We start from the raw sequence: 22658 nt of genomic DNA, 5'->3' as shown, positions 1-22658 counted from the left end.
GTGACAATACAAAATAGTGTAAATTATAGCTTTGAGATTTAAGAAAAGAAGAATACTAAAAATAATGAAAATGCCCCACACCCTAGTGAATTGTTACGCGAAGATGTAAATGCAAAACTTGGACTATCTGTGATTGAAGCAGCTGAAGAGTTTTCTATATCCCGTGTAGCATTTTCTAGGGTTTTGGTAAAAATCCTTATAACGACATTTTCAGCGGCAAATTCATTGGCAAAAAAATTCGTTTGAGACGAAAAATGTTGAAGATGTCTCAAAAAACATTAGGTCAACATTTAGGTGTTACTTTCCAACAAATCCAGAAATATGAAAACGGCTTAAATCGTGTCAGCGCAGAGCGTTTAAAAGAAATAGCCGATATCCTAAATGCTCCACTTGTCTTTTTCTATGCTGATATCTTAACAAAACAACAGCCCCCGTACTCTCATGATGAAATCGCATCAAGTACAGAAAAATACCTGCTTTTAAAAAAATTTAGAGTCCTAATCTCGATAAAACAAAGAGCCTTTTTACAATTACTCTCTGATCAAAATGAAAGCTAACACCACGCTCTATCCCATGAGACACTATAATAAACTCCGTATTCACATATTCATCACATATTCTTAATTAAAAACACCTCATGGTTTTAGGGAACTTATATCATTGCCATCAATTATATTATTGCCATCAATGATGATATTTTACGACACAACGGGATAAATTTCCCCAAAAATTCTAAAAAATTTTTGTGCAAATTTTTAAAAAGCTTGCGTCTGAGCGCTTTTTATGGTCTTGCAAAGAACTGAAAAGCAAAAATACATAAAGGTCCTTTTTTACTTAAGCTTTTCTCTTTGCAAAAAGCAGGAGAAAGCCCATAAAGAGCACACAGGACCATGAGAGAGCCGCAAGGTTAATCAAAGGGATTTTAGCCCGAAAATAACAAAAGAGCTTGACTGTTAAAGGCAGCAAAGAAAAGCGCCATAAAAACAACAAGAGAGTTCTTTTTGCAAGAATAGAATTGGATAGAAACGATGAAAATTAATGGCAATGAAATTCGCCCTGGTAATGTGATCGAACATCAAGGAAGCTTATGGGTTGCTGTTAAATGTAACGCTGTAAAACCAGGAAAAGGTGGTGCATTTAACCAAGTTGAAATGAAAAATTTGATTGATGGTACAAAACTTAATGAGCGATTTCGCGCTGCTGAGACAGTCGAACGCGTGCGCCTTGAACAAAAAGATTTCACCTTTCTTTATCAACAAGGGGATGCTTTGGTCTTTATGGATTCAGAATCTTATGAACAACTAGAACTTCAAAAGGATTTTGTTGGTGAACGTGCTGCTTTTCTCCAAGATGGGATGACAGTTACAGTTGAACTTTATCAAGAAAAGCCTATTGGCATCTCACTTCCTGATCAAGTTGCTGTCACGATTGCAGAAGCCGACCCTGCCATCAAAGGACAAACGGTTACCTCCTCTTATAAACCCGCCATTCTTGAAAACGGGATTCGTATTCTTGTTCCCCCCTTTATGAATGCTGGTGAACGTATCATTGTAGACACCAATGAGTTGATTTATTTGCGTCGCGCAAATGAAAAAGATAAATAAAGGAATAAAAAATGGCCCATTCTGCAGTCATGAATGTCATGGTGCAAGCTGCAATGAAAGCAGGACGCTCGTTGGTACGTGATTACGGTGAAGTGCAAAATTTGCAAGTGTCTTTGAAAGGACCAGCAGATTATGTCAGCCAAGCAGATCGCAAAGCGGAAAAAATTATTTTCAATGAACTAAGCAAGGCGCGCCCCAAATTTGGTTTTCTGATGGAAGAGTCTGAAGAAATCATTGGAGAAGATTCACAACACCGTTTTATTGTTGACCCTTTAGATGGTACTACAAATTTTCTCCATGGCATTCCTTTTTTTGCTGTTTCCATTGCCTTAGAAAGCCAAGGGACAATCGTTGGTGGTGTCATTTACAATCCCGTGAATGATGAACTCTTCACCGCAGAACGCGGGTGTGGTGCTTTTTTCAATGACCGCCGCTGTCGCGTTTCTGCTCGACGCAGACTAGAAGATTGTGTCATTGCCACAGGAATGCCTCATTTTGGTCGCCCAAATCATGGAACCTACCTTATTGAATTACGTAATGTGATGGCAGAGGTTGCCGGACTTCGCCGTTTTGGTGCTGCTGCTCTTGATTTAGCTTATGTGGCTGCTGGAAGAACCGATGGCTTTTGGGAAGATAACCTGCAAATTTGGGATATGGCTGCTGGAATATTGATGGTTCGTGAAGCCGGTGGTTTTGTCACCGATAAAGAAGGCGGCAACAATATATTTCGCAAAAAAAATATCATTGCCGGCAATGAACACATTCGCCTAAAATTAGAAAAAACCCTCAAAAAAGGCATTTAAGCCTAAAAAAATCCAGCAGATTACCTCAGCCAAGCAGATCGCAAAGCGGAAAAAATTATTTTAAATGAATTAAGCAAAGCGCACCCCAAATTTGGTTTTCTGATGGAAGAGTCAGAAGAAATCACTGGAGAAGATTCACAACACCGTTTTATTGTTGACCCTTTGAGATGGCACCACAAATTTTCTCCATGGCATTCCTTTTTTTGCTGTTTCCATTGCCTTAGAAAGCCAAGGAAAAATCGTTGGTGGTGTCATTTACAATCCCGTGAGTGATGAACTCTTCACCGCAGAACGCGGGTATGGTGCTTTTTTCAATAACCGACGCTGTCGCGTTTCTGCTCGACGCAGACTGGAAGATTGTGTCATTGCCACGGGAATGCCTCATTTTGGTCGCCCAAATCATGGAACCTATCTTATTGAATTACGCAATATAATGATGGAAGTTACTGGATTGCGCCGTTTTGGCGCTGCTCTTGAGTTTATCTTATGTCGCCGCAGAAAAAACCGATGGTTTTTGGGGAGATAACCTGCACATTTTTGATAAAACTACCAGCATACTGATGCTTCGCAAAGCCGGTGGTTTTGTCACCGATAAAGAAGGCGGTAGCGATATATTCCGCAAAAAAAATATCATTGCCGGCAATGAACACATTCGCATCAAACTATAAAAAAAACTTCAAAAAAGCATTTAATTCTTACAGTTTTTTACAAAACCCTTAGAACCTTAAACAAACACATGAAGAAAGAGTTTTTAATTTTCTTTCAAATAACGATAGGAAATAACTGATTAGATAGTGACAAAAAACATCACCACGAACAAAAAATGTACTTGCTATAAGCCCCCACAAAAGCAATCCCCAATAGCTTACCTTATGGACGTTTCTGTTATTCAAATTCCCCTGCAAACAAACTGAAAAAGGCAATAAACAAAAAAACATCACAACCAAACGCCACAAGAAACAATTATCGCACCTGAGGCAAAAACCTCTCCTACTTCTCTTGAGAGATCACTCTCTCCTTTTTGGTAAGAGCTGCTGTACATTACTCTCACTGCTTATCAATATGTTTCACCACCGCGTGTGATAACAGAGGTTTCAGTAAATTCACCGATTCATACAATTGTTATCAGCTTCTCCTTCTTTTCAGCATTATTCTAAAGTATGTATCAAATAGGCATGGGATTTATAAAAATGCACATTTTTGTTCTCGAGAATTGCTTCTTGAAATTCGCTCACGAACTGTTCTTGATCTTTTTTGATAGCCTCTTCCAGTGCATTTACCTTTTCATCACCAAAAATGATTTTTAATTTTTCTTTTGAATTTCCTATTTTGACAAGCATTTTCCAAAAGATCCATTGATTATCACATTTCTTACTTGACCACTTCATCCATTCTATGACTCCTAATTTATAGGCTTTTTCATATGTTGGAGTCTCTTTAGCAATACGCAACCCCTTTTTCTTTTCTTTATCTTTCTCTCTACAAACATCAATGTCATTTCTAACCGTGGAGTAACGACAATCCTTATCAAAGGCCATATATCCTTCTTTTACCGTATCAATAAGCTGCTTATAGTAAATAAAAGTTTTTCTTGCCGCTTTATAAGCACTGGAAATATCATACAATAATGCTAGAAGCTCTCTTTTATAAATGCATAGTAATTCAGCATCTCTAGGCAGACTAAGATACCAACAAGACAGTATCTCTTCTAGCGTTTCATATTCTGTATATTTAGGTATATCTGCATAATAAATTTCCAAAGACTTTAACTCTTCATAGTATCCTGAAGCCTTGTCTTGTAGTTGCTGTTCATATTCAGCCGTAATCATATCATCAATCATATATAACCACCAATGAAACAACAGCATTGTAGGCTTATAGCGCTTTTTTTTCGTCAAAGGGTCCACAAACTTTCGTAATGTGACACCATTCTGTCTCATGAATCGCACAACTTTAGGATAAGTTTCTTTAAAAATTGGACGCATCATTAATTCATTTATTTTTTTGATATGTTCATCAGTCAGTTCTTTTGTCAGCGCCTTTTCATACAAAAACCACGCTTCTCCATATCCTTGCATACAAATATCTTTTACCATCAAAGGCCATTGTCCGCTCGATTCAGAAGATAGCCAATGTTCAGGATTTTTTATCTCCAGTAAATCTCTTTCCCAATGCTTTGCTTCTTCATCCCATTGTTTAATCCATTTTGGCGATATTTTTTGAGTTTTTTTAACAAGCCTTTGTTCCCATTGTGCAATAATATCTTGGTATATCGCGCACTCTCGATCTTTTAGCTGCCATAATTTCTCATATTGCTCAAGTTGTTCACTTAATTGCTTTTTCTGATAATTTGCTAACCAAAGACTATAGATTATGCTCCCTATTATAACTATTCCTACTATAACTATGAAAGTATCGTGATCACTCATTCTTGCTTTCTTTTATTCTCACCAGTATTTAACGCAGCTCTTTTATCGATCCCTCGATATTGTATCATTATGTGTATATCTGATTTGAAAATCACTACATATTATATTTTAATAAAAACAATACACAAAATACAGATATTTTTTCTGGTAAAATAAAACAATTTGTATTTAATTGTACTGCTCTAATGATTTATGCACTTTTAAGAAGAGCTTTATAATTCTTAAAATGCACTCCCACAATATTGGTTCAAAGTACTCAAAAGCCTAACACAGCAAAACATGGCTGCGTGCTCACCTTGTTTTATAAAATTGATAAAAAGCGTCTTTCTACTCATTTATCGGCTCTTTTTTAGTAAAGCGACATCATCATACACTTTCCTAATCCCCTCAATATTACTACAGCCCCTAAAACTTGAGACGCTTCATGAAGAAGACTTATTCTTTCTTTAAGTATTTTTACTTCACGCAATCTTCCCTGCTTGGTATATGCAAGAGACATGGTTTTGACTAATGCAACATAATCAAATTTGAAACGAGAAATTCCATGTAAGATCTTTCATGAAAAACAATGAGTTATCCTTATAAATCAACGTGACAGTGCTGTTATGAAGAGAACTCCTCGCTCATCTTAATAGTCCATAGCGATTTAACTGGGTATTATTTTATATTTCGTACACAGAAGTGTCTTTATAAAAAGACTTCATCTCAGGCAAAAAAAAAGAACAGCCTATTAAAAAAGAAAAACATCTCAATACTTGCCTTTCTTTTTTCCATGAGAGTTTCAAATTGATAAGCCTGTCTGAAAAGAGTGCTGTTTATGCCCTTAAAAATACTGCTCTTGTATCAAGATCACTTACTCAGATGAGAATTGCAGTTTAGCCAAATGCGCATAAACATTATTTTTTATAATGAGTTGTGTGTTCCTTCTTCCACAAGGGCGCCTTTATCCATCACAAGAATGCGATCTGCTTTTAAAATTGTTGCCAAACGATGTGCAATGACTAGGATTTAGGATTTTGCATCAATCCTTCTAAGGTATCTTGCACTAACTTTTCACTGTTTGCATCTAAAGAAAATGTTGCTTCATCAAGCAGCAACATTTTGATTTATAATAATAATTCATTATTTTATAGGTTGAATGAAAATCCCGAATACCGTAAGATTCTCTCATTTCAAACCTGTTCCATGGTGAACCAATCAAAACCATGTCTTTTGCACGTACCAAGCGGAGAGAGCCCGCGTGAATAAAAAACTATTAAGAAAGAACTTAAAATGCCTATAATAAATTATCTCAAGTGCCAAGGGCTGTAGCAACATCCACGAGTTGGCAAATATAATGACGGTGCCAGCTTGCAACAAGAGGGCTGCATTTCTTAAAATCGCCAGTATAATACCAATGCGTTGTTTTTGCCCCCCAGAAAGCATAGTACCACGTTCTTCTACTTGCGTATCCAAGCCATCTGGTAAAGCTTGAATAAATTCAAATGCATTGGCAGCTTTAGAAGTGGCCAAAATTTCCTCTCCATGGGTATGTTCAGTTCCAAAAAAAGAAGAAAAGTTTACAATTATTTTATTTCAAGTCTTTATACTCTAGGGAAGAAAGGATTTATGCATATATTCAAAATGATTTTTGAATTTAAAAACGCAACCACAATGATTTATAAGTGTTTAAGACCCATCTGTTTATGTCGGATGCGTTTTTGAATTAATATTTAAAGTGCACTCTTTGATAGGATAAAAAACTCATCGTTTGCAATCGATTTGTTTAAAACCCTTGTTCCCCATAAAAAGGAGGCTTTTACATGCCAATATTACCAAAACGATTTTTGAATTTAGAAAGACGACCACCACGATCTACGAGTGTTTGGGAGCCACCTGTCCATGCCGGATGCGTTCTTGGATCAATATCTAGATTAAGAGTATCGCCTTCTTTTCCCCAAGTAGAGCGCGTCGTATATTGGGTTCCATCCGTCATAACAACGGTAATTTTATGATAGTTGGGGTGAATATTCGCTTTCATGCGTCAAACCTTTTGCGTTTATAGAATGAAATAGCACTTGCTTGTTTTTTTAAGTGCACTTCCTTTGTCTTTTTGATACATTGATTTAAAGTATTTATTCCTATAACTGAGCACGCATCAAAAAACAAGTGTTCAAGATACATCATTGTATCAAGTGTTACAAATCCAATACAGTGAGCAAAATTTTATGACATTACGTTCTCGTTCAGAAAAATCGACAAAGTCTTCCCCTAAAAAATCTTCATTCTCTTCGCTTGCAATTTTTGTTCCTTATCTTTTGCGCTATCGTTGGTTGTTTATCTTTGCTTTTCTAGCGTTATCTGTTGCTGCTCTAGTCACATTAGCTTTGCCTGTGGCTATCCGCCAAATGTTTGATCATGGGTTTTCTACTTCAAGCCATGGACATATCAATTTTTACTTTGGAATTTTGTTTATCTTAGCCTTGTTTCTCGCATTTGCTTCAGCAGCCCGTTATTACTGTGTTATCACCTTAGGAGAACGGATTGTTGCCGATTTACGGCGTGATGTGTTTGTCCATATTATGAAACTTTCTCCTGCTTTTTTTGATCGATCACATTCAGGAGAGATTGTTTCAAGGCTTCTAACAGATACCACACAAATAAAATTAGCTGTGGGCTCTACCGCCTCTACCGCATTGCGTCAGCTGATTATCGTGATCGGAGCCGTCGTGATGATGGTGATCACCAATGCTAAATTGTCTTTGTTGGTTTTAGCTGCTATTCCTGTTGTGGCCATTCCCTTGGTCGTCTTTGGACGTAAAGTTCGCTCTCGTACCCGCGCGGCGCAAGATCGTCTCGCAGATGCCAATGCTGTTGCTACAGAGCAGGTAAGTGCTATTCGCACTGTGCAAGCTTTTACCGCTGAAAAACTCGTTACAATACGTTTTTCACAATTGATAGAACGTGCTTTTCAAACAGCACGTGCTTCTGTAATCTTGCGCTCCTTTTTTACGGGGTTTGCAATTTTTTTGGTTTTTAGCAGTGTGGTTGCTGTTTTATGGATTGGATCGCGCGATGTTTTGAATGGAACGATGACAGGAGGGACATTAGGGCAATTTGTCCTTTATGCGGTTTTTGGAGCTTCTACTTTTGCGCAATTATCGGAACTGGGAGCAGAATTAATCCAAGCAGCAGGCGCTGCTGAACGGCTTGCCGAATTGTTACAAGAACAACCTACTATTGTAGCTCCTAAAAATGCTTTATCATTAGAGCAACCTGTTCGAGGTGAACTTGTTTTTGATCAGGTTGATTTTACCTATCCTTCTAGACCACAAGAGAAGGTTTTACGCTCGCTTTCATTTTCTGTAAAAGCAGGCGAAACGGTTGCTTTTGTTGGGGCTTCCGGAGCAGGAAAAAGCAGCATTTTTTCTTTGATCCTTCGTTTTTATGATCCGACAAATGGAACAATTCGGTTGGATGGCATAGAAATTAATCGCCTTTCTTTACAAGATTTACGCAGTGCAATTTCCTATGTTCCACAAGATGTTGCTATTTTTGATGGAACATTGCGTGATAATATTATTTTTGGAACTGAAAATACCCATGAAGAAGAAATCCTTGCTGCTGCTAAAGCGGCTAATGCATTTGAATTTATTCAAGCTTTACCAGATGGCTTGGATACGCAAGTAGGAGAACGCGGTACCATGCTTTCTGGGGGACAAAAACAACGCATTGGTATTGCGCGGGCAATTTTAAGAAATGCACCCCTGTTGCTGCTTGATGAAGCAACATCGGCTTTAGATGCAAACAGTGAAAAGTTGGTGCAAGACGCCTTAGAAGGGTTGATGCAAAACCGCACAACCTTGGTCATTGCACATCGTTTGGCAACAATTTTAAAAGCAGATCGCATTCTTGTTATGGATAAAGGCGCCCTTGTGGAAGAAGGAACCCATGCCGAACTTGTGGCAAAAAATGGCGTTTATGCTTACCTCGCAAAACTCCAATTTTCACCCGAATAAGTAATCTTGATACAAGAGCAATATCTTTAAGGGCATAAACAGCACTTTTTTCAGACAGGCTTATCAATTTAAATCTCTCATGGAAAAAAGAAAAGCAAGCATTGAGATGTTTTTCTTTTTTCTGCGCAAGATGGAGTATTTTTATAAAGACACTTCTGTGTACAGAATATAAAATGATACCAAGTTAATCGCTATGGGCTATTAAGATGTGCAAGGAGTTCTCTTCATAACAGCACTGTCACGTTGATTTATAAGGATAATTCATTGTTTTCCATGAAAGATCATGAATACCATAGGATTTTCTCATGTCAAACCCTCATAGTGAGTCAAACAAAATCTCTTGGCTTGCTCATCACAAGCAGAGTTGGTGTGTGGAGTAAAACGGTACAAGAAAGAGGTAAAATACCTCCCTTGCCCCTTTACGTTCTAAGGGCTGTCAAAACATTGGGGCGCTGACAAAAGAGTATACGCTGGCAAAAAGTATAATAGGTGCTCGCTTGCTGAAACCCTTATGCGGCTCACTTGATAGGCTCTAGGGACACAAGCACTACCCTAAAGACTGACCACACTCTTTAAAAAAACTGAATATGAAAATTTTTTCATGCCCTCTCTCACCGCTCTAAACAATAGTGCTTACCGAAAATCATGACAAATTGTAATTCACAAATACGCTTCTCTATTGCAAGAATATCCTTTTATTCTCTTTCAAAAACACGAACACTTTTTGAATATTGTTTGCAGATTCATATTATTGAAAAAGAGCAAAGACTTTTTTAGCACTTTTGGGCTTCTTATAACTTTGTGAGAGCACATGAGCAACAGCTTTTATAATAAACCGGCTTTTGGCAAAATTGTAAAATTTTATCAAATTTATTGTTTGTAAATATCACCACGATCACTGTTCTGCTCTTGCAGACACCGCAACCTCAAAACACCGTTCTCTTTACTCATAAATTGTCTCTCCAGCTCTCTCTTTCAGGCATAGCCCATAAAAATAAGGATAGAGTACTTCGATTGAACACCATCTTCTCACCCCCTCCAAGCCCCATATATTTTACAGCCCTCAACTTTATAGCATCCCCTGTCGTGCTTTAAGAAGGCATTTTAACGATGATAAGAACATGTACAAAGAGGATATATCTTTAGGGTATTTATGTTTTAAAGCTTGCACGAAATCGTAATTTTTTTGTATAGCGAGTCAAGCATATGCAGAACTGACACCCTAACCATTTCAAACCATTCAGCTGTTTCAGGAACAGATAAGCCAAGTTTTACGATTATATCTTCAACCACGAATTCACCGAAGTACGGAGGATTTTCATCATTTTTTAGCGCTCCCTCTTCAGTGATCCTCTCGATAATTAACTCATTCAGCATCTATACCAGCAAAGCGAAATATTACGTGCTAATTTTCCTTTACATTCATTAGCCAAGCCCCCTCAAAATGACCTTTTAGTGAATAGAGCTAAAAGGATAAGTCTTCAAAACCATTTGGTGAGATAGCTATATCAAGAGCACCTAAAATACGCCTTAGTTTCTAAGATAGGCAACTTCCCCCCTTTATCGTATCAGTCTTGTAGAACTTTAAACCCTTTACCTTCAAATCAAAAAATTATAATTGGATTATATTGCATAAAGATGCTTTTTCTCATTTTTCCATTTAACACACGATAAGTTACCATTTAGGCACGATGAGAAGCTTTCCCCTTATATCATGATTTCAGAACCGCATGAGAAGAATAAAAGATGATGTGGCTTAATAAGAGAGTTTGTTCATAAGCCGTTTTGCTGTCTTAAGGTCAAGGATGCCGTTAGGCGCACCGCCCTTGTAAAGGGTTGCCTTGAGGCTTAAGGACCCAAGGCTTGTTAGTCCCTTCATTAAAAGCGGGTTTGATGTTATGATTTTGGAGAGCGATTATTAAGAATTTGAGAGGCAGACAGCCTCTCATTTTTATTTGTATGCAAACGAATTGCACTCTATTTATTCAGGGAGAATAAGAACATACCCAGGAGGTGCTAAACGGAACAAGAGAGCGTCGTAACCCCACATAGCATACATGCAGCAAATAGAAAAAACGCCTTCACCAATTGCTAAGATTAATGTGAGCGATATACCGGCTTCATCTGCTGTTGCTTCGCGGCGTTGTAAGTAGTATCCGACAAAAAAGAAAAAGCACGCTAATCCACTCGCACCCGAAAAGAAGCTTAGTATGGCATGAACCGGTCCACGTATGTTGAACAGGATAAGAAAAATTGTGAAAGTAAATACTGTAAAGATCCCTTCGAATACCCCACGCACCATATTGCACAATTTTCGCATCATAATTGCAGAAAAGCTCTGTTCTGCGTATCGATTTTTTCTTTTGATGCTTGTATTCTTAGAAGATATACTGTTATTTTTAGAAGATATACCGTCCACAACTCCCCCCCGTTTTAAGCCAAGATGCTATGAAGTTAGACATTTGTAATTATATCATCAAAAAATACAAGAAAAATTTATCCATTTTAATGAAAAAATAGGTGTTTTATTGAGGTGCAAATCTATTTTCTTTCGCAAGAGTTATTCAATTCGTTCGCCAATAGAAAAACTACCCCCATTGAAGAGGAAGCTATCCTGACGTAGAAAAGCTTTATAAGCTGTATTCCAATCCGCTCAGAAATCGCAACTCTCTAATCTACCCGCTTAATCCACCTTTGAAACTGCAATCAAATGAATTCTGCCGATGACAAGTAATGATAACATGAAAAAGAAAAAATATCACAATATCAAACTCTTCAATACAGTATGAGCTTTATGATTTTCACGCAAAAAGTAAGTACCCACCCATGAACGACACCATACTAAAGTGCTGTGCATTCACAAATTTCCTAGCATTGTCTCCCCTTCTCGAAATTGCACCTCTCCCGCAATTTTATCTCTCGATAGCACCCATTAAAGACTTTTAAAAGGTCCAAGGAAAAAACTCTCTGAGAAAGCTTTCAAGCCTAAAATGCCCCCGCCATTTTTATCATGATGAGGGCACAAAAAATCACGCAGAAATATGAAAAATCTCTCCGCATTTAAAAACAGAGCTTGTGCTTCAAGCGCACGCTTTTTCTTGTTCTTTTGTCCATTGTCCCAAAGCCGCAAGATGATTCATCCGAGCCCGATGACGAAATGCCTTCTGTGCAACAGCAATATTCTCATCTTTTCCTGCCCATGCTTTTAAGGCAGCTGCTTGCAATGCGCGTCCATAGGAAAAGGTCAATTTCCAAGGCAATACGCCCAAAGAATTCATAGCAGATAAATGCGCCGTTGCTTCCTGATCAGACTGTCCTCCAGAAAGAAAAGCAATTCCTGGAACAGCGGCAGGAACAGTCTGTTTAAGCACCTGGACGGTCTTTTCAGCAACTTCTTCAACAGAAGCCTTGCGAGCATCCTTTCCATCAATCACCATATTGGGCTTTAAAATCATCCCCTCCAAAAGAACACGAGCTTCAAACAATTCTTTAAAGACAGCCTGCAAAACAGTGCGTGTCACCTCAAAGCAGCGTGTAATTGAATGCCCACACGATGATCCATCCATCAACACTTCCGGTTCAACAATGGGCACAATATTCAACTCCTGACATAAGGCAGCATAGCGTGCAAGAGCTTGTGCATTTTGTCTTATGGCGCCTCTTGTTGGCAAAGTGTGTTCATCAATAGCAATTACCGCACGCCATTTAGCAAAACGTGCTCCCAAAGCATAATAATCTTTTAGCCGCTCACGAAGACCATCCAACCCTTCGGTAATTGTCTCTTGGGGAAAAGCCGCCAATGGTTTGGCTCCCGTATCAACTTTAATGCCTGGTAATGCCCCCGTTCCACGAATAAGATCCGTCAACATTTGTCCAGTTGATGCTTTTTGCCGAATGGTTTCATCAAATAAAATAACCCCAGAGATGGCGTTTTCCATAGCTTCTTTTGTACTAAAAAGCATTTCACGATAAGCACGGCGCTTATCTTCATTGGATTCAACACCAATGCTTTCAAAACGCTTTCCAATGGTCGCCGTACTTTCATCTGCCGCCAAAATACCTTTACCTGCATGCACCAAAGCAAGTGCAATATCTTCAAGCCGTTCATTCATAAAAAAGTCCTCTTTATTTTGTCTTAATTTCTAAAAATGCGCAACACTATCAAAAACACTCTACACGACTGTATAATTTTTCTTTAACCTTCCCCTCCAAAGAAGCCCTTTAAGCCTGCATGAGGGCAAGAATACCAGGAAGAACCTTACCTTCCATCCATTCCAAAAAAGCTCCTCCAGCAGTCGAAAGATAAGTAAAATCATTGGCAACACCGGCATGATTAAGGGCAAAAACCGTATCGCCCCCTCCCGCAATTGAAACCAACTTTCCCGTCAAACTACGTTCTGCTGCATGGCGTGCAACGGCAATGGTTCCCTTATCAAAGGGAGACATCTCAAAAACACCAAGGGGTCCATTCCACACAAGAGTAGCAGCTTCATCTATCGCAGCATTGATATGCGCAATAGAGCGCGTCCCAATATCCAATATCATGCCATCTTGTGGAATATCTTCAATGTCATAAAGACGATGCGGTGCATCTTTTTCAAAACGAAATCCCACAACAGCATCCTGAGGAAGCAGAAGGGTACAGTGACACTCTTGCGCTTTTTTAATGATTTTTTTAATCGTTTCCATCAATGCATGTTCACACAGAGACTTTCCTACATGGATACCTTGCGCAGCTAAAAAACTGTTAGCCATCCCCCCACCAATAATTAAGGAGTCAACTTTTTCCACCAAATGATTGAGCACAAAAAGCTTACTAGAAACCTTGGCACCTCCCACAAGAGCAATTACAGGACGTGTTGGATTGCCCAATCCTTTTTCTAATGCCTGCAACTCACCTTGCAAAGAACGCCCCGCATAGGAAGGCAACAAATGTGTTATGCCCTCTACCGAAGCATGAGCACGATGAGAAACTGAAAAAGCATCATTAACATAGAGATCGCCATTATGGGCTAAAGCCTCAGCAAAAGAACAATCATTCTTTTCTTCACCAGCATAAAAACGAACATTTTCAAGCAGTAAAACACCACCATTTTGTAATGACTCAACTGCAACCTGCACCGCCGAACCGATACAATCGGGAGCAAAAGCAACCGGCTGATTAATGATCTTTTCCAGCACTTGCACAACAGGACGGAGTGAAAATTCTGGCTCTACCTTTCCTTTGGGGCGACCACAATGAGAAAGCAGAATAAGTTTAGCACCACGCTTTTGCAGCTCAACGAGTGTCTCTTTATGTCGTACAAGACGCGTCTCATCGCATACCTTACCTTGCGCCATAGGAACATTAAAATCTACGCGCACCAGAACACGTTTACCCAAAACATCAACATCATCAAGTGTACGAAACCCCATCACTGCTTCCTCTTCACTTTCCATTGTTTCAAATAAAAACGCATCCAACAACCCTGCCCACTTTTCTTTCCACTTATCCCCCCCTCTTTGCTTTTACAAGAGATCCACGACAGCCCATCTCTCACCCTCTGTTTGAAAAGCCAAAGCTTTTATCGTCAAATGTACAAAAGCCCACCATTGCTCTTAATCTTCATATTCCATTGTGGCAAACAAATGCATTGGCTCAACTTGATCTCTATTAAAGCTTCCTTTTACTTCTAGGAAAAAGAGTTTACATCTCCTGTTTTCTAACGTTTTCTCAAAGGGTATCTCGTTCAGATCTTACTTTTTAAAGTTTACTCTTTCATTCATCTTTTAAAAGCACGTATTGACACAGTATTAAAACAAAATACATCATCAATGTTTCAATAGCCTCTTCTCTCTAGCGCATGAGAACAACAGCCTCTATCTGTTTTTCTCAAAATTGCACAAAAATGAGACTTTTCCCTATAAAAAGAGGACCCTGAGGTCCTCTTATATTGTCTTAGCAAAAGCCACTGCCGTATCACTCATACGGTTAGAAAAGCCCCATTCATTATCATACCAAACCAGAACGCGACAGAGCTTACCATCAATCACTTTGGTTTGATCATTGTGGAAAATAGCTGAATGAGGATTATGATTAAAATCACAACTCACGAGTTTCTCTTCTGTAGTGTCCAAAACGCCCTTCAAAGAACCTTGTGCAGCAGTAGCAATAGCTGTATTAATTTCTTCGATTGTTGTGGAACGCTTAGCGATAAATGTCAAATCAACCACAGAAACATTAGGGGTCGGAACACGAATCGATACACCATCAAGCAATCCCTTTAATTCTGGTAAGACCAATCCCACAGCTTTTGCCGCTCCTGTTGAGGTAGGAATCATAGAAAGAGCTGCCGCACGTGCACGATAAAGGTCCCGATGCATTGTATCCAACACAGGTTGATCACCCGTATAAGAATGGATTGTTGTCATAAAGCCCTTTTCAATGCCGACCGTATTGTGTAAAACTTGTGCAACAGGCGCCAAACAATTGGTTGTACAAGAAGCATTTGAAACAACGCGATGCTCGCTGCTTAAAGATTGATGATTAACCCCATAGACGACCGTAAGATCTGCTCCTTCAGAAGGCGCAGAAATAAGAACACGCTTTGCCCCCGCATCTAAATGAGCACTTGCTTTATCACGCGCAGTAAAAATACCCGTACATTCCAAAGCAATATCGATATCCAAATCTTTCCAAGGCAATTGAGCAGGATCACGCTCTGCGCATACCTTTATTAAACCACCTCCCACATCAATAGCATCCCCTACCACCTTAACGATCCCAGGAAAACGCCCATGAACTGAATCATAGCGTAATAAATGGGCATTTGTTTCCACCGATCCCAAATCATTAATTGCAACCACTTCAACATCTTGTCGTCCACTTTCCACAAGTGCACGTAAAATATTGCGACCAATACGACCAAACCCATTAATTGCAACACGAACTGTCATTTCACATGTTTCCTCATCAATTTTTAAAAGCACAACATTTAAAACACAATAAATGGGTATTTCACCAATCCAAAATCATTAATTCCCACAATGTCAATATCTTGATCACTCACTCACTTATCCACAATAATGCACAAGATCATCCACAATACTGCACAAAATATGATGCCCTACAATCACCCCATTCATGACAACACAAGCTGTCACTTTGTCTTTTCCTCTTTGATCTTTTCCAGCTCTTTTTCAACGGTGGCAACAACATTTTCCCAAGTAATACCAAAATGCGCATAAAGGGCATCAATTGTTCCACTTGCCCCAAAGCCCTCCATACCAATAAACACACCATCACAGCCAATAAAACGGTCCCATCCTTGGGCGACAGCAGCTTCAATGGCAACTTTAATCGGTGCATCTCCAATGAGAGCACGCTGATAGGAGAGAGATTGTTGAGAAAAAAGTTCAAAACAAGGCACAGAAACCACACGCGTTGGGATGCCTTTTTCTTCTAACACCGCATGTGCTTCCACTGCAATTTGCAATTCTGAACCAGAAGCAAACAGCGTCACTTGTGCATCATCGCTAGCTGTTAGAAATTCATAAGCACCAAGCATACAGAGATTTTCTTCTTCATACTCTTGACGCAAAAGCGGTAGATTTTGTCGACTTAAAGCCAAGGTAGAAGGCGTCCCGCATGCTTTCAAAGCCAATTGCCAACACTCGACTGTCTCCATAGCATCGGCAGGACGGAACACAAAATGATTAGGCATTGCACGCAGGCAAGCCAAATGCTCTACGGGTTGATGGGTCGGACCATCCTCACCAAGACCAATAGAATCATGAGTCATGACATAAATCACCCGCAACCCCATGAGAGAAGACAAACGCATAGCAGGACGCATATAGTCAGAAAAGCATAAAAAGGTTCCCCCATAAGGAATAAAGCCGCCATAAAGGGCAAGACCATTCATCACAGCTCCCATTGCATGTTCGCGAATTCCATAATGCAGATAGCGCCCTGAAAAATCTTCAGCAGAGATACTTTTCATCTGGCTGCTTTTTGTATTATTAGATCCGGTTAAATCAGCCGAACCACCAATAGTCTCAACAACGACTTCATTGATCACTTCAAGAGCCATTTCCGAAGCTTTACGCGTAGCAACAACGGGGCGCTCTTCAACCAATTTCTGTTTATAAGTATCAATAGCGCCATCAAATCCGCCCACGAGATCGCCCCGCATCAATCTTTCAAACTCCACACGCTCTGAGACAGGAAGATCAGCAAATTTTTCTTCCCATTTTTGGCGTTTTTTAGCAGCATTGAGACTAGCCAAGCGCCAATTATCGAGAATATCGGCTGGAATAACGAAAGGCTCAGCATCCCACCCTAAAGCGATACGGGTTTCAGCGATTTCTCGTGCGCCCAAAGGGGCTCCATGAACTTTATTGGTACCCGCTTTATTGGGTGCTCCAAAGCCAATTGTTGTTTTACAAGCGATCAAAGTTGGTTTATCGGAATTTTGTGCCGCCTCAATAGCCCGCGCAATTGCTGCTTGATCATGCCCATTGACTTTATGTGTCTCCCAACCAGATGCCTTAAAACGCGCAATCTGATCTGTACTGTCAGCAAGGGAAATCTCTCCATCGATAGAAATATTATTATCGTCCCACAACACAATAAGCTTATTGAGTTTCAAATGACCGGCAAGGGAAAGTACTTCTTGAGATATCCCTTCCATAAGGCATCCATCGCCTACCAACGCATAAGTGTAATGGTTGATAAGATCACCAAAACGGGCATTTTGCAAACGCTCTCCAAGAGCCATCCCCACGGCATTCGCCAACCCTTGTCCGAGAGGACCAGTCGTTGTTTCGATTCCCGCCACATGCCCATATTCTGGATGCCCAGCAAGCTTTGCTCCTAATTGGCGAAAATTTTTGAGATCTTCAATGCCAATATCTTCATAACCAGAAAGATACAAGAGAGCATAAAGCAACATAGACCCATGTCCTGCTGATAACACAAAACGATCACGGTTAGGCCAGCGAGGTTTTTTGGGGTCATGAGCAAGGAATCTTGTATAAAGAACCGTAGCAATATCGGCGGCTCCCATTGGCAAGCCTGGATGACCAGAATTTGCTTTTTCAATCGCATCAATAGCAAGAAAACGGATAGCATTGGCCATCTGATTCTGTTGGTGGGTGTTTGTCATGAATAATCGACCATTTCGTTAAATACGTTATTCTGTTGCTTTTTCCGTATTCTCTTAAAATTCTCAAGAAATACTATTTTCTAATCCTTAGCGTGAGACTTTTTGCCACCACTTCAATAATATTAATAACATTCCCCTCACGCGTTCTGTATATCCATGTCATTTATGCCAATACGCGCAAAAAATCCAGCTTTTAATTTATATCTATCCCCTGCTTTGCTTGCTAAAATATCTTACATACTTAAAAATAAAATGCACACAACACAAGAGTGAAAGTGATTCGTTTTTGCATAACACATTGATAAAGGATACAATTACCCAAAGGATAAAAGCAATGAACCAAGAGACTACAGTTCTACAAGATGCTTTAGAGCACCTAGAAAAGGCACTTAGAACTTTAGAGATCACCATAATAAACCGTAATGCCGTTATTGATAAAAATAACGAATGGGAAGAAGAAATCCAACGAATGAATGCTGACCGCAGCCATCTTGCCCAAGCGCTTGACAAAGCTGAAGCCCAAATTGAACGCTTAGAGTCCGTAAACAAAGAAGTTTCCAAACGTCTTATTAAAGCAATGGAAACAATTCGTGTTGTCATTGATAGATAAAGGTTTGAATGTATGGAAACTGTTTCCGTTACCATTGATGGTAAAATTTATCGCATGGCTTGTGACAAAGGACAAGAACGTCGTCTTATTGCGCTTGCTGCTCAATTAGATCAATATATCACACATTTAAAGAACAATTTTGGTGAAATTGGCGACCATCGTTTATCGGTTATGGCTGGCATAATGATTATCGATGAAATGGAAGAAATAAAACGAGAAAATAAAAAATTACAAGAAGACTACAATACTCTTTTACGACTCCACAACGAAAGAGACCGCACCATGGGGAAAATTATGCGTGACACCACACAACGCATTGAAAATCTCACCAACCAATTGCTCAAAGATGATCAAAACTGCACAAACCTTCAAGAACAAGAACAGGAACAGGAAGATTTCTAAAAAGTACATCAGCGCATAATAAACCAGAGATTTGACTTGTCCGCCACATCTCACAGGATAAAAATCTTAAACCCACGCCAGTCTGTAAACAGTCTGGTTTCTTATAGGAAGGATTCCAGCTACTCACGACTTATAGGATTAACTTAAACCTCAACAAGAAAGCCCTACCCTGAATATTTCACCTCCGCACAAACGCTTCCTATATCAAGGAGACTGCCTTATATCACCACATTTCAAATGAGATGTCTTTTAACCGCGCAATAAGATAACAAAATCAACATCATTGTAAAAAAATCATATAAATGACAACAGCAACAAACAAATAAAGCACCCTTCGAAAAAAAGAGCTATATTCATGTTCCCTATGAATGCATGCCCAAAAATCCTTGCCCCTTAGATAATATCAAGCAGATTCAATATATATTAAAAAATAACCTTATCTATTATACCGTAAAACACCGCTATTTGATACTATAAGCACCATGGAGTCTTTGCACCTGAGATGTCCATCCGATGAAACCCACCGAAAAGAACCGTATCATTTATAAACCAGCGTGAACTTTAGTATTTTCATCCTTTAGAGCAGGAAAAAAGTCAAACCCGAAGAGTATGTTAATCTCATACAACCTCAAACATCATAAACAACAATAATAGCTCTTGAAAACATCCTCTACCGCTATTTTTATCCTTATAACAAATAATCCATATTTCTCTCCCCACCCCTCAAAATCTCCAAGCTTAATAAAAGAAAGAGCAAGTCGGCATCATCATTATAGTCAGCCCTCAATATTGCGATAGCCCCCTTGGCTCGTAAAACGATTCATAAGAGGGACGCCTTTCTTGTACAGCTTTTTCCCATAAAACCCACCGGCTTGTGATCTACAAACAAAGAGTTATGATTAACAAAACATGCACAAATTTAAAATAAGACAATCTTGCGGTATTCGGGATTTTGATAGAAGATAAAAGAAAGATAAATTATCATTATAAATCAATATGTTGCAAATGCTTCGACGAAGCATATTTTAAAAACACATTCACCCATCACTTTTTCTCATAACATACCAGTACGATTTTTTAAGCACATAATTTTAACTTTATTCAATTCTGTTTGCAAAAGTTTAAAATGGGAAAAATTTCAAGGCTCTTATCCAAAAAGCGAAAGAATGAACTCTCATTATCAATAAACATCTCGCTCGTATAAACATCAATAAAGCAATCCCCAATCTGTCTCAATGAAATAAAAGGGGGGCTCCCATTAAATGCCTACCGTAAAAGCAGTTTCCTCAGAACTAAAACAAAATCAACAGACAACATCACCGCATCTGCTTCCATCCCCAAACTGGACGACCTAATGCAACACCTTGCTATCTTACGATAGGAGATAAAAGAATAATGGGTCTATGGAGGCATTCACAAGAAGCGCACACCCGTTGTTTTTAAAGCCTGTTCAAAGGCGCATGAAAAAACACCATACGTAAACGGCTCAAATCCCTTTCGTTCCATCTTGAGAGACAGAAGCAATACGCAAGAGATTTGTCGCACCGGGCGTTCCAAGGGGAACACCAGCTGTCACAAGGAAGCGATCTCCCCCTTTGCAAAAACCTTCCTGAAATGCAATGACTGCTGCTCGATCAACCATATCTTCTAAATTGCGAGCATCTTGCGTGACCACACAATGAAGCCCCCAAACGAGAGCCAAACGCCTTGCTGTTTCCACAATGGGCGATAAAGCAATAATCGGTCTATTAGGGCGTTCACGAGAGGCGCGCACCCCCGTTGTTCCTGAAGCCGTATAGGCAACGATAGCGGATAGAGCAAGTGTTTCAGCAATCTGACGCGCAGCAAGAGAAATCGCATCCGTTCCTGTTGATTCTGGTGCTGGATGTTGTGCCCCAACCTGAGCGGCATAAGTATGATCTTGTTCGATTTGCCGCGCGATTCGGTCCATCATAAGCACAGCTTCTTCAGGATAGCGACCAGAAGCAGATTCAGCAGACAACATCACCGCATCTGTTCCTGCATAAACTGCTGTAGCAACATCCGACACTTCTGCGCGTGTCGGAACAGGAGATGTAATCATTGATTCAAGCATTTGTGTTGCCACCACAACAGGCTTTCCTGCTAAACGACAAGCTTTTATGAGCTCCATCTGAAGTGCAGGGACCTTTTCCAAAGGCATTTCCACTCCGAGATCACCCCGTGCAATCATAATGCCATCAGATACATCAATAATTTTCTCTATATGCTCCAAGGCTTGAGGCTTTTCGATTTTAGCCATCAAAGACACCTTACTTTTCGTCAACTGACGCACCGCCATAATATCTTCTGGACGTTGAATAAAAGAAAGAGCAACCCAATCAACAGGCTGCTGTAAAAGAGCCTGAAGATCCTCCTTATCTTTTGACGTCATCGAATCAAAAGGCAAAATTGTATCGGGAAAACTGACACCCTTTCGATCAGAAATACGGGTACCAGCAACCACGCGACACTGTACAAAGTGATCATCACAAACTTGCGCACGCAGTTCCACCCTTCCATCATCAATCAACAACCGGTCCCCTGGTTTAACAGCCGAAAATACATCCTCATGAGGGAAAAAAACACGCTGTGCATCACCAAGAACATCGCGATTATCTAATGTAAAGCTTTGCCCAACACGCAAATCTTCTTGCCCCTTAGCAAAACGCCCCACACGCAGTTTTGGCCCCTGAAGATCCACTAAAATACCAATGGGGCGTCGAACTGTTTTTTCAACTTCTCGTATAGACTTGACCAAATCACCCAGCATATCACGATCAGTATGGCTCATATTAAGACGAAAAACGTCTGCCCCTGCCCTAAAAAGCTTTTCAATCATCAAACGAGAAAAAGAAGAAGGACCAAGAGTCGCAATAATTTTTACTTTACGTGCACGTTTCACGGTGGAGAATTTCCTGAAAGAGAAGGTATAACTGAATTGTTTAACAAAGACTCATCCGTCAACTGTACCATCCAACTGGTTTGATTTCCGGTATCGATCTCTTTAAATTCAGCCTTTTGATATCCTCGAGGGAAACAATCATGAACCCCTTGAATGGTAAATTGGCTATCTTGTACACACATGGTCACAGAGCCTGCCCAGTTCCCTTTTTTTTGTGCCCCTTCCGCATAAAAATAATAAAACCGTGAAGCAAGAGGCCCCTCAATTAAAGTTTTACATTCCGTCACTGGTACCGTCCACCAGCCTTCGCTCACCCACCCTGAAAATGTACGATATCCAAGAGCAACCCCTACAGACTGTTGGGTTGTATTACAAACTCTAAAGTCAGCTTTTGCAAAAACAACAAGGGGAAACAAGAGCAAAATGCTCAAGAGAAAAACTTTTAATCCTTTCTGAAACACCCAATATCGCTTTTTTAAAATCACAAAACTTCCTCTATAATGCCAAATTCTCAAAACAAATTACACATTTCTTTTTTTAAAGCTTTTCAAATCTAAAACGTATATTTTTATATTTTTCTTTTTATAGCCCTTTTATCAATGCATATATCTTAAAAATTTTACAAAATATTTAAAGTCAATTTGTAAAAAAGCTGTGTAGCTTGATTTACTTTTTGTTTTCAAGCTTTTTTAACATAAATTCGTCGTCGAAAAACAACTTAAAATATATAACTTGGAGAAAAA

Annotated in this window: 16 protein-coding genes and 2 pseudogenes; 7 read left to right on the top strand and 11 right to left on the bottom strand. The window is 39.5% G+C overall.

All coding sequences use genetic code 11. The features are described from left to right. Nucleotides 1-206: 206 nt before the first annotated feature. The 4 genes and pseudogenes from ACFINS_RS01625 to ACFINS_RS01610 all read left to right on the top strand — a co-directional run. Nucleotides 207-557 (top strand): helix-turn-helix domain-containing protein, encoded by a 351-nt coding sequence (locus ACFINS_RS01625; protein ID WP_375705876.1) that lies wholly within the window; start codon nt 207-209, stop codon nt 555-557. Between the two features lie 471 nt (nt 558-1028). Next, nucleotides 1029-1604: an elongation factor P gene (gene efp, locus ACFINS_RS01620; RefSeq protein ID WP_015856958.1), complete on the top strand. Its 576-nt coding sequence runs from the start codon at nt 1029-1031 to the stop codon at nt 1602-1604. A gap of 11 nt (nt 1605-1615) precedes the next feature. Next, nucleotides 1616-2407 (top strand): inositol monophosphatase family protein, encoded by a 792-nt coding sequence (locus ACFINS_RS01615; RefSeq protein ID WP_375638271.1) that lies wholly within the window; start codon nt 1616-1618, stop codon nt 2405-2407. A 6-nt stretch (nt 2408-2413) separates the two neighbouring features. Then, nucleotides 2414-3092 (top strand): annotated as a pseudogene (locus ACFINS_RS01610) (inositol monophosphatase family protein); the annotation flags it as partial. Nucleotides 3093-3555: 463 nt separating this feature from the next. On the opposite strand, the gene ACFINS_RS01605 reads toward ACFINS_RS01610, so the two are convergent. The 4 genes and pseudogenes from ACFINS_RS01605 to rpmE form a co-directional block, all read right to left on the bottom strand. Further along, nucleotides 3556-4836 carry a hypothetical protein gene (locus tag ACFINS_RS01605; RefSeq protein WP_375705797.1) on the bottom strand — a complete coding sequence of 427 codons (1281 nt, stop codon included), beginning with the start codon at nt 4834-4836 and terminating at the stop codon, nt 3556-3558. 853 nt (nt 4837-5689) lie between these two features. Beyond that, nucleotides 5690-5936, bottom strand: a pseudogene (locus ACFINS_RS01600) (ABC transporter); the annotation flags it as partial. A gap of 97 nt (nt 5937-6033) precedes the next feature. After that, a complete protein-coding gene (locus tag ACFINS_RS01595) occupies nt 6034-6348 on the bottom strand; it encodes a hypothetical protein (RefSeq protein ID WP_375705796.1) in 315 nt (104 codons plus the stop codon). A gap of 286 nt (nt 6349-6634) precedes the next feature. Continuing rightward, the gene (gene rpmE, locus ACFINS_RS01590) at nt 6635-6856 is read right to left on the bottom strand and encodes a 50S ribosomal protein L31 (protein ID WP_005774581.1); all 222 of its coding nucleotides are present in this window, start codon (nt 6854-6856) and stop codon (nt 6635-6637) included. Nucleotides 6857-7043: 187 nt separating this feature from the next. Here rpmE and ACFINS_RS01585 point away from each other — a divergent pair, with 187 nt between their 5' ends. Continuing rightward, nucleotides 7044-8834 carry an ABC transporter transmembrane domain-containing protein gene (locus ACFINS_RS01585; RefSeq protein ID WP_375682911.1) on the top strand — a complete coding sequence of 597 codons (1791 nt, stop codon included), beginning with the start codon at nt 7044-7046 and terminating at the stop codon, nt 8832-8834. Between the two features lie 1981 nt (nt 8835-10815). Here the strand turns inward: ACFINS_RS01585 and ACFINS_RS01580 are convergent. From ACFINS_RS01580 to tkt, 5 genes are all read right to left on the bottom strand, one after another. Next, on the bottom strand, nt 10816-11157 hold the full coding sequence (locus tag ACFINS_RS01580; protein WP_375679906.1) for a hypothetical protein: 342 nt from the start codon (nt 11155-11157) through the stop codon (nt 10816-10818). A 757-nt stretch (nt 11158-11914) separates the two neighbouring features. Then, entirely contained in the window at nt 11915-12946 is a 1032-nt protein-coding gene (locus ACFINS_RS01575) for a class I fructose-bisphosphate aldolase (RefSeq protein ID WP_375705795.1), read from the bottom strand. A 109-nt stretch (nt 12947-13055) separates the two neighbouring features. Then, nucleotides 13056-14249: a phosphoglycerate kinase gene (locus tag ACFINS_RS01570; RefSeq protein ID WP_375705875.1), complete on the bottom strand. Its 1194-nt coding sequence runs from the start codon at nt 14247-14249 to the stop codon at nt 13056-13058. Nucleotides 14250-14762: 513 nt separating this feature from the next. Continuing rightward, the gene (gene gap / locus ACFINS_RS01565; protein WP_375611739.1) at nt 14763-15770 is read right to left on the bottom strand and encodes a type I glyceraldehyde-3-phosphate dehydrogenase; all 1008 of its coding nucleotides are present in this window, start codon (nt 15768-15770) and stop codon (nt 14763-14765) included. A gap of 203 nt (nt 15771-15973) precedes the next feature. Further along, complete coding sequence (gene tkt / locus ACFINS_RS01560) at nt 15974-17980, bottom strand: transketolase (RefSeq protein ID WP_375705794.1); 2007 nt, start codon at nt 17978-17980, stop codon at nt 15974-15976. Nucleotides 17981-18314: 334 nt separating this feature from the next. On the opposite strand from tkt, the gene ACFINS_RS01555 reads away from it, so the two are divergent. Together ACFINS_RS01555 and ACFINS_RS01550 are read left to right on the top strand one after the other, a co-directional pair. Then, nucleotides 18315-18590, top strand: coding sequence for a DUF4164 domain-containing protein (locus ACFINS_RS01555; RefSeq protein WP_005774573.1), 276 nt, complete (start codon nt 18315-18317; stop codon nt 18588-18590). A gap of 12 nt (nt 18591-18602) precedes the next feature. Continuing rightward, nucleotides 18603-18992, top strand: coding sequence for a cell division protein ZapA (locus ACFINS_RS01550; protein WP_375705793.1), 390 nt, complete (start codon nt 18603-18605; stop codon nt 18990-18992). A gap of 1486 nt (nt 18993-20478) precedes the next feature. On the opposite strand, the gene pyk is transcribed toward ACFINS_RS01550, so the two are convergent. Both pyk and ACFINS_RS01540 read right to left on the bottom strand, forming a co-directional pair. Continuing rightward, nucleotides 20479-21915 carry a pyruvate kinase gene (gene pyk, locus ACFINS_RS01545; RefSeq protein WP_375705792.1) on the bottom strand — a complete coding sequence of 479 codons (1437 nt, stop codon included), beginning with the start codon at nt 21913-21915 and terminating at the stop codon, nt 20479-20481. Then, on the bottom strand, nt 21912-22400 hold the full coding sequence (locus tag ACFINS_RS01540; RefSeq protein ID WP_273790491.1) for a DUF1036 domain-containing protein: 489 nt from the start codon (nt 22398-22400) through the stop codon (nt 21912-21914). The genes pyk and ACFINS_RS01540 overlap by 4 nt, the downstream gene beginning before the upstream one ends. Nucleotides 22401-22658: the final 258 nt, after the last annotated feature.

This window comes from Bartonella sp. AA2SXKL, from assembly GCF_042197205.1.
Lineage (GTDB): Bacteria > Pseudomonadota > Alphaproteobacteria > Rhizobiales > Rhizobiaceae > Bartonella.
The sequence above is the reverse complement of the archived record's forward strand: the minus strand, read 5'-3'. Positions and strand labels throughout refer to the sequence as shown.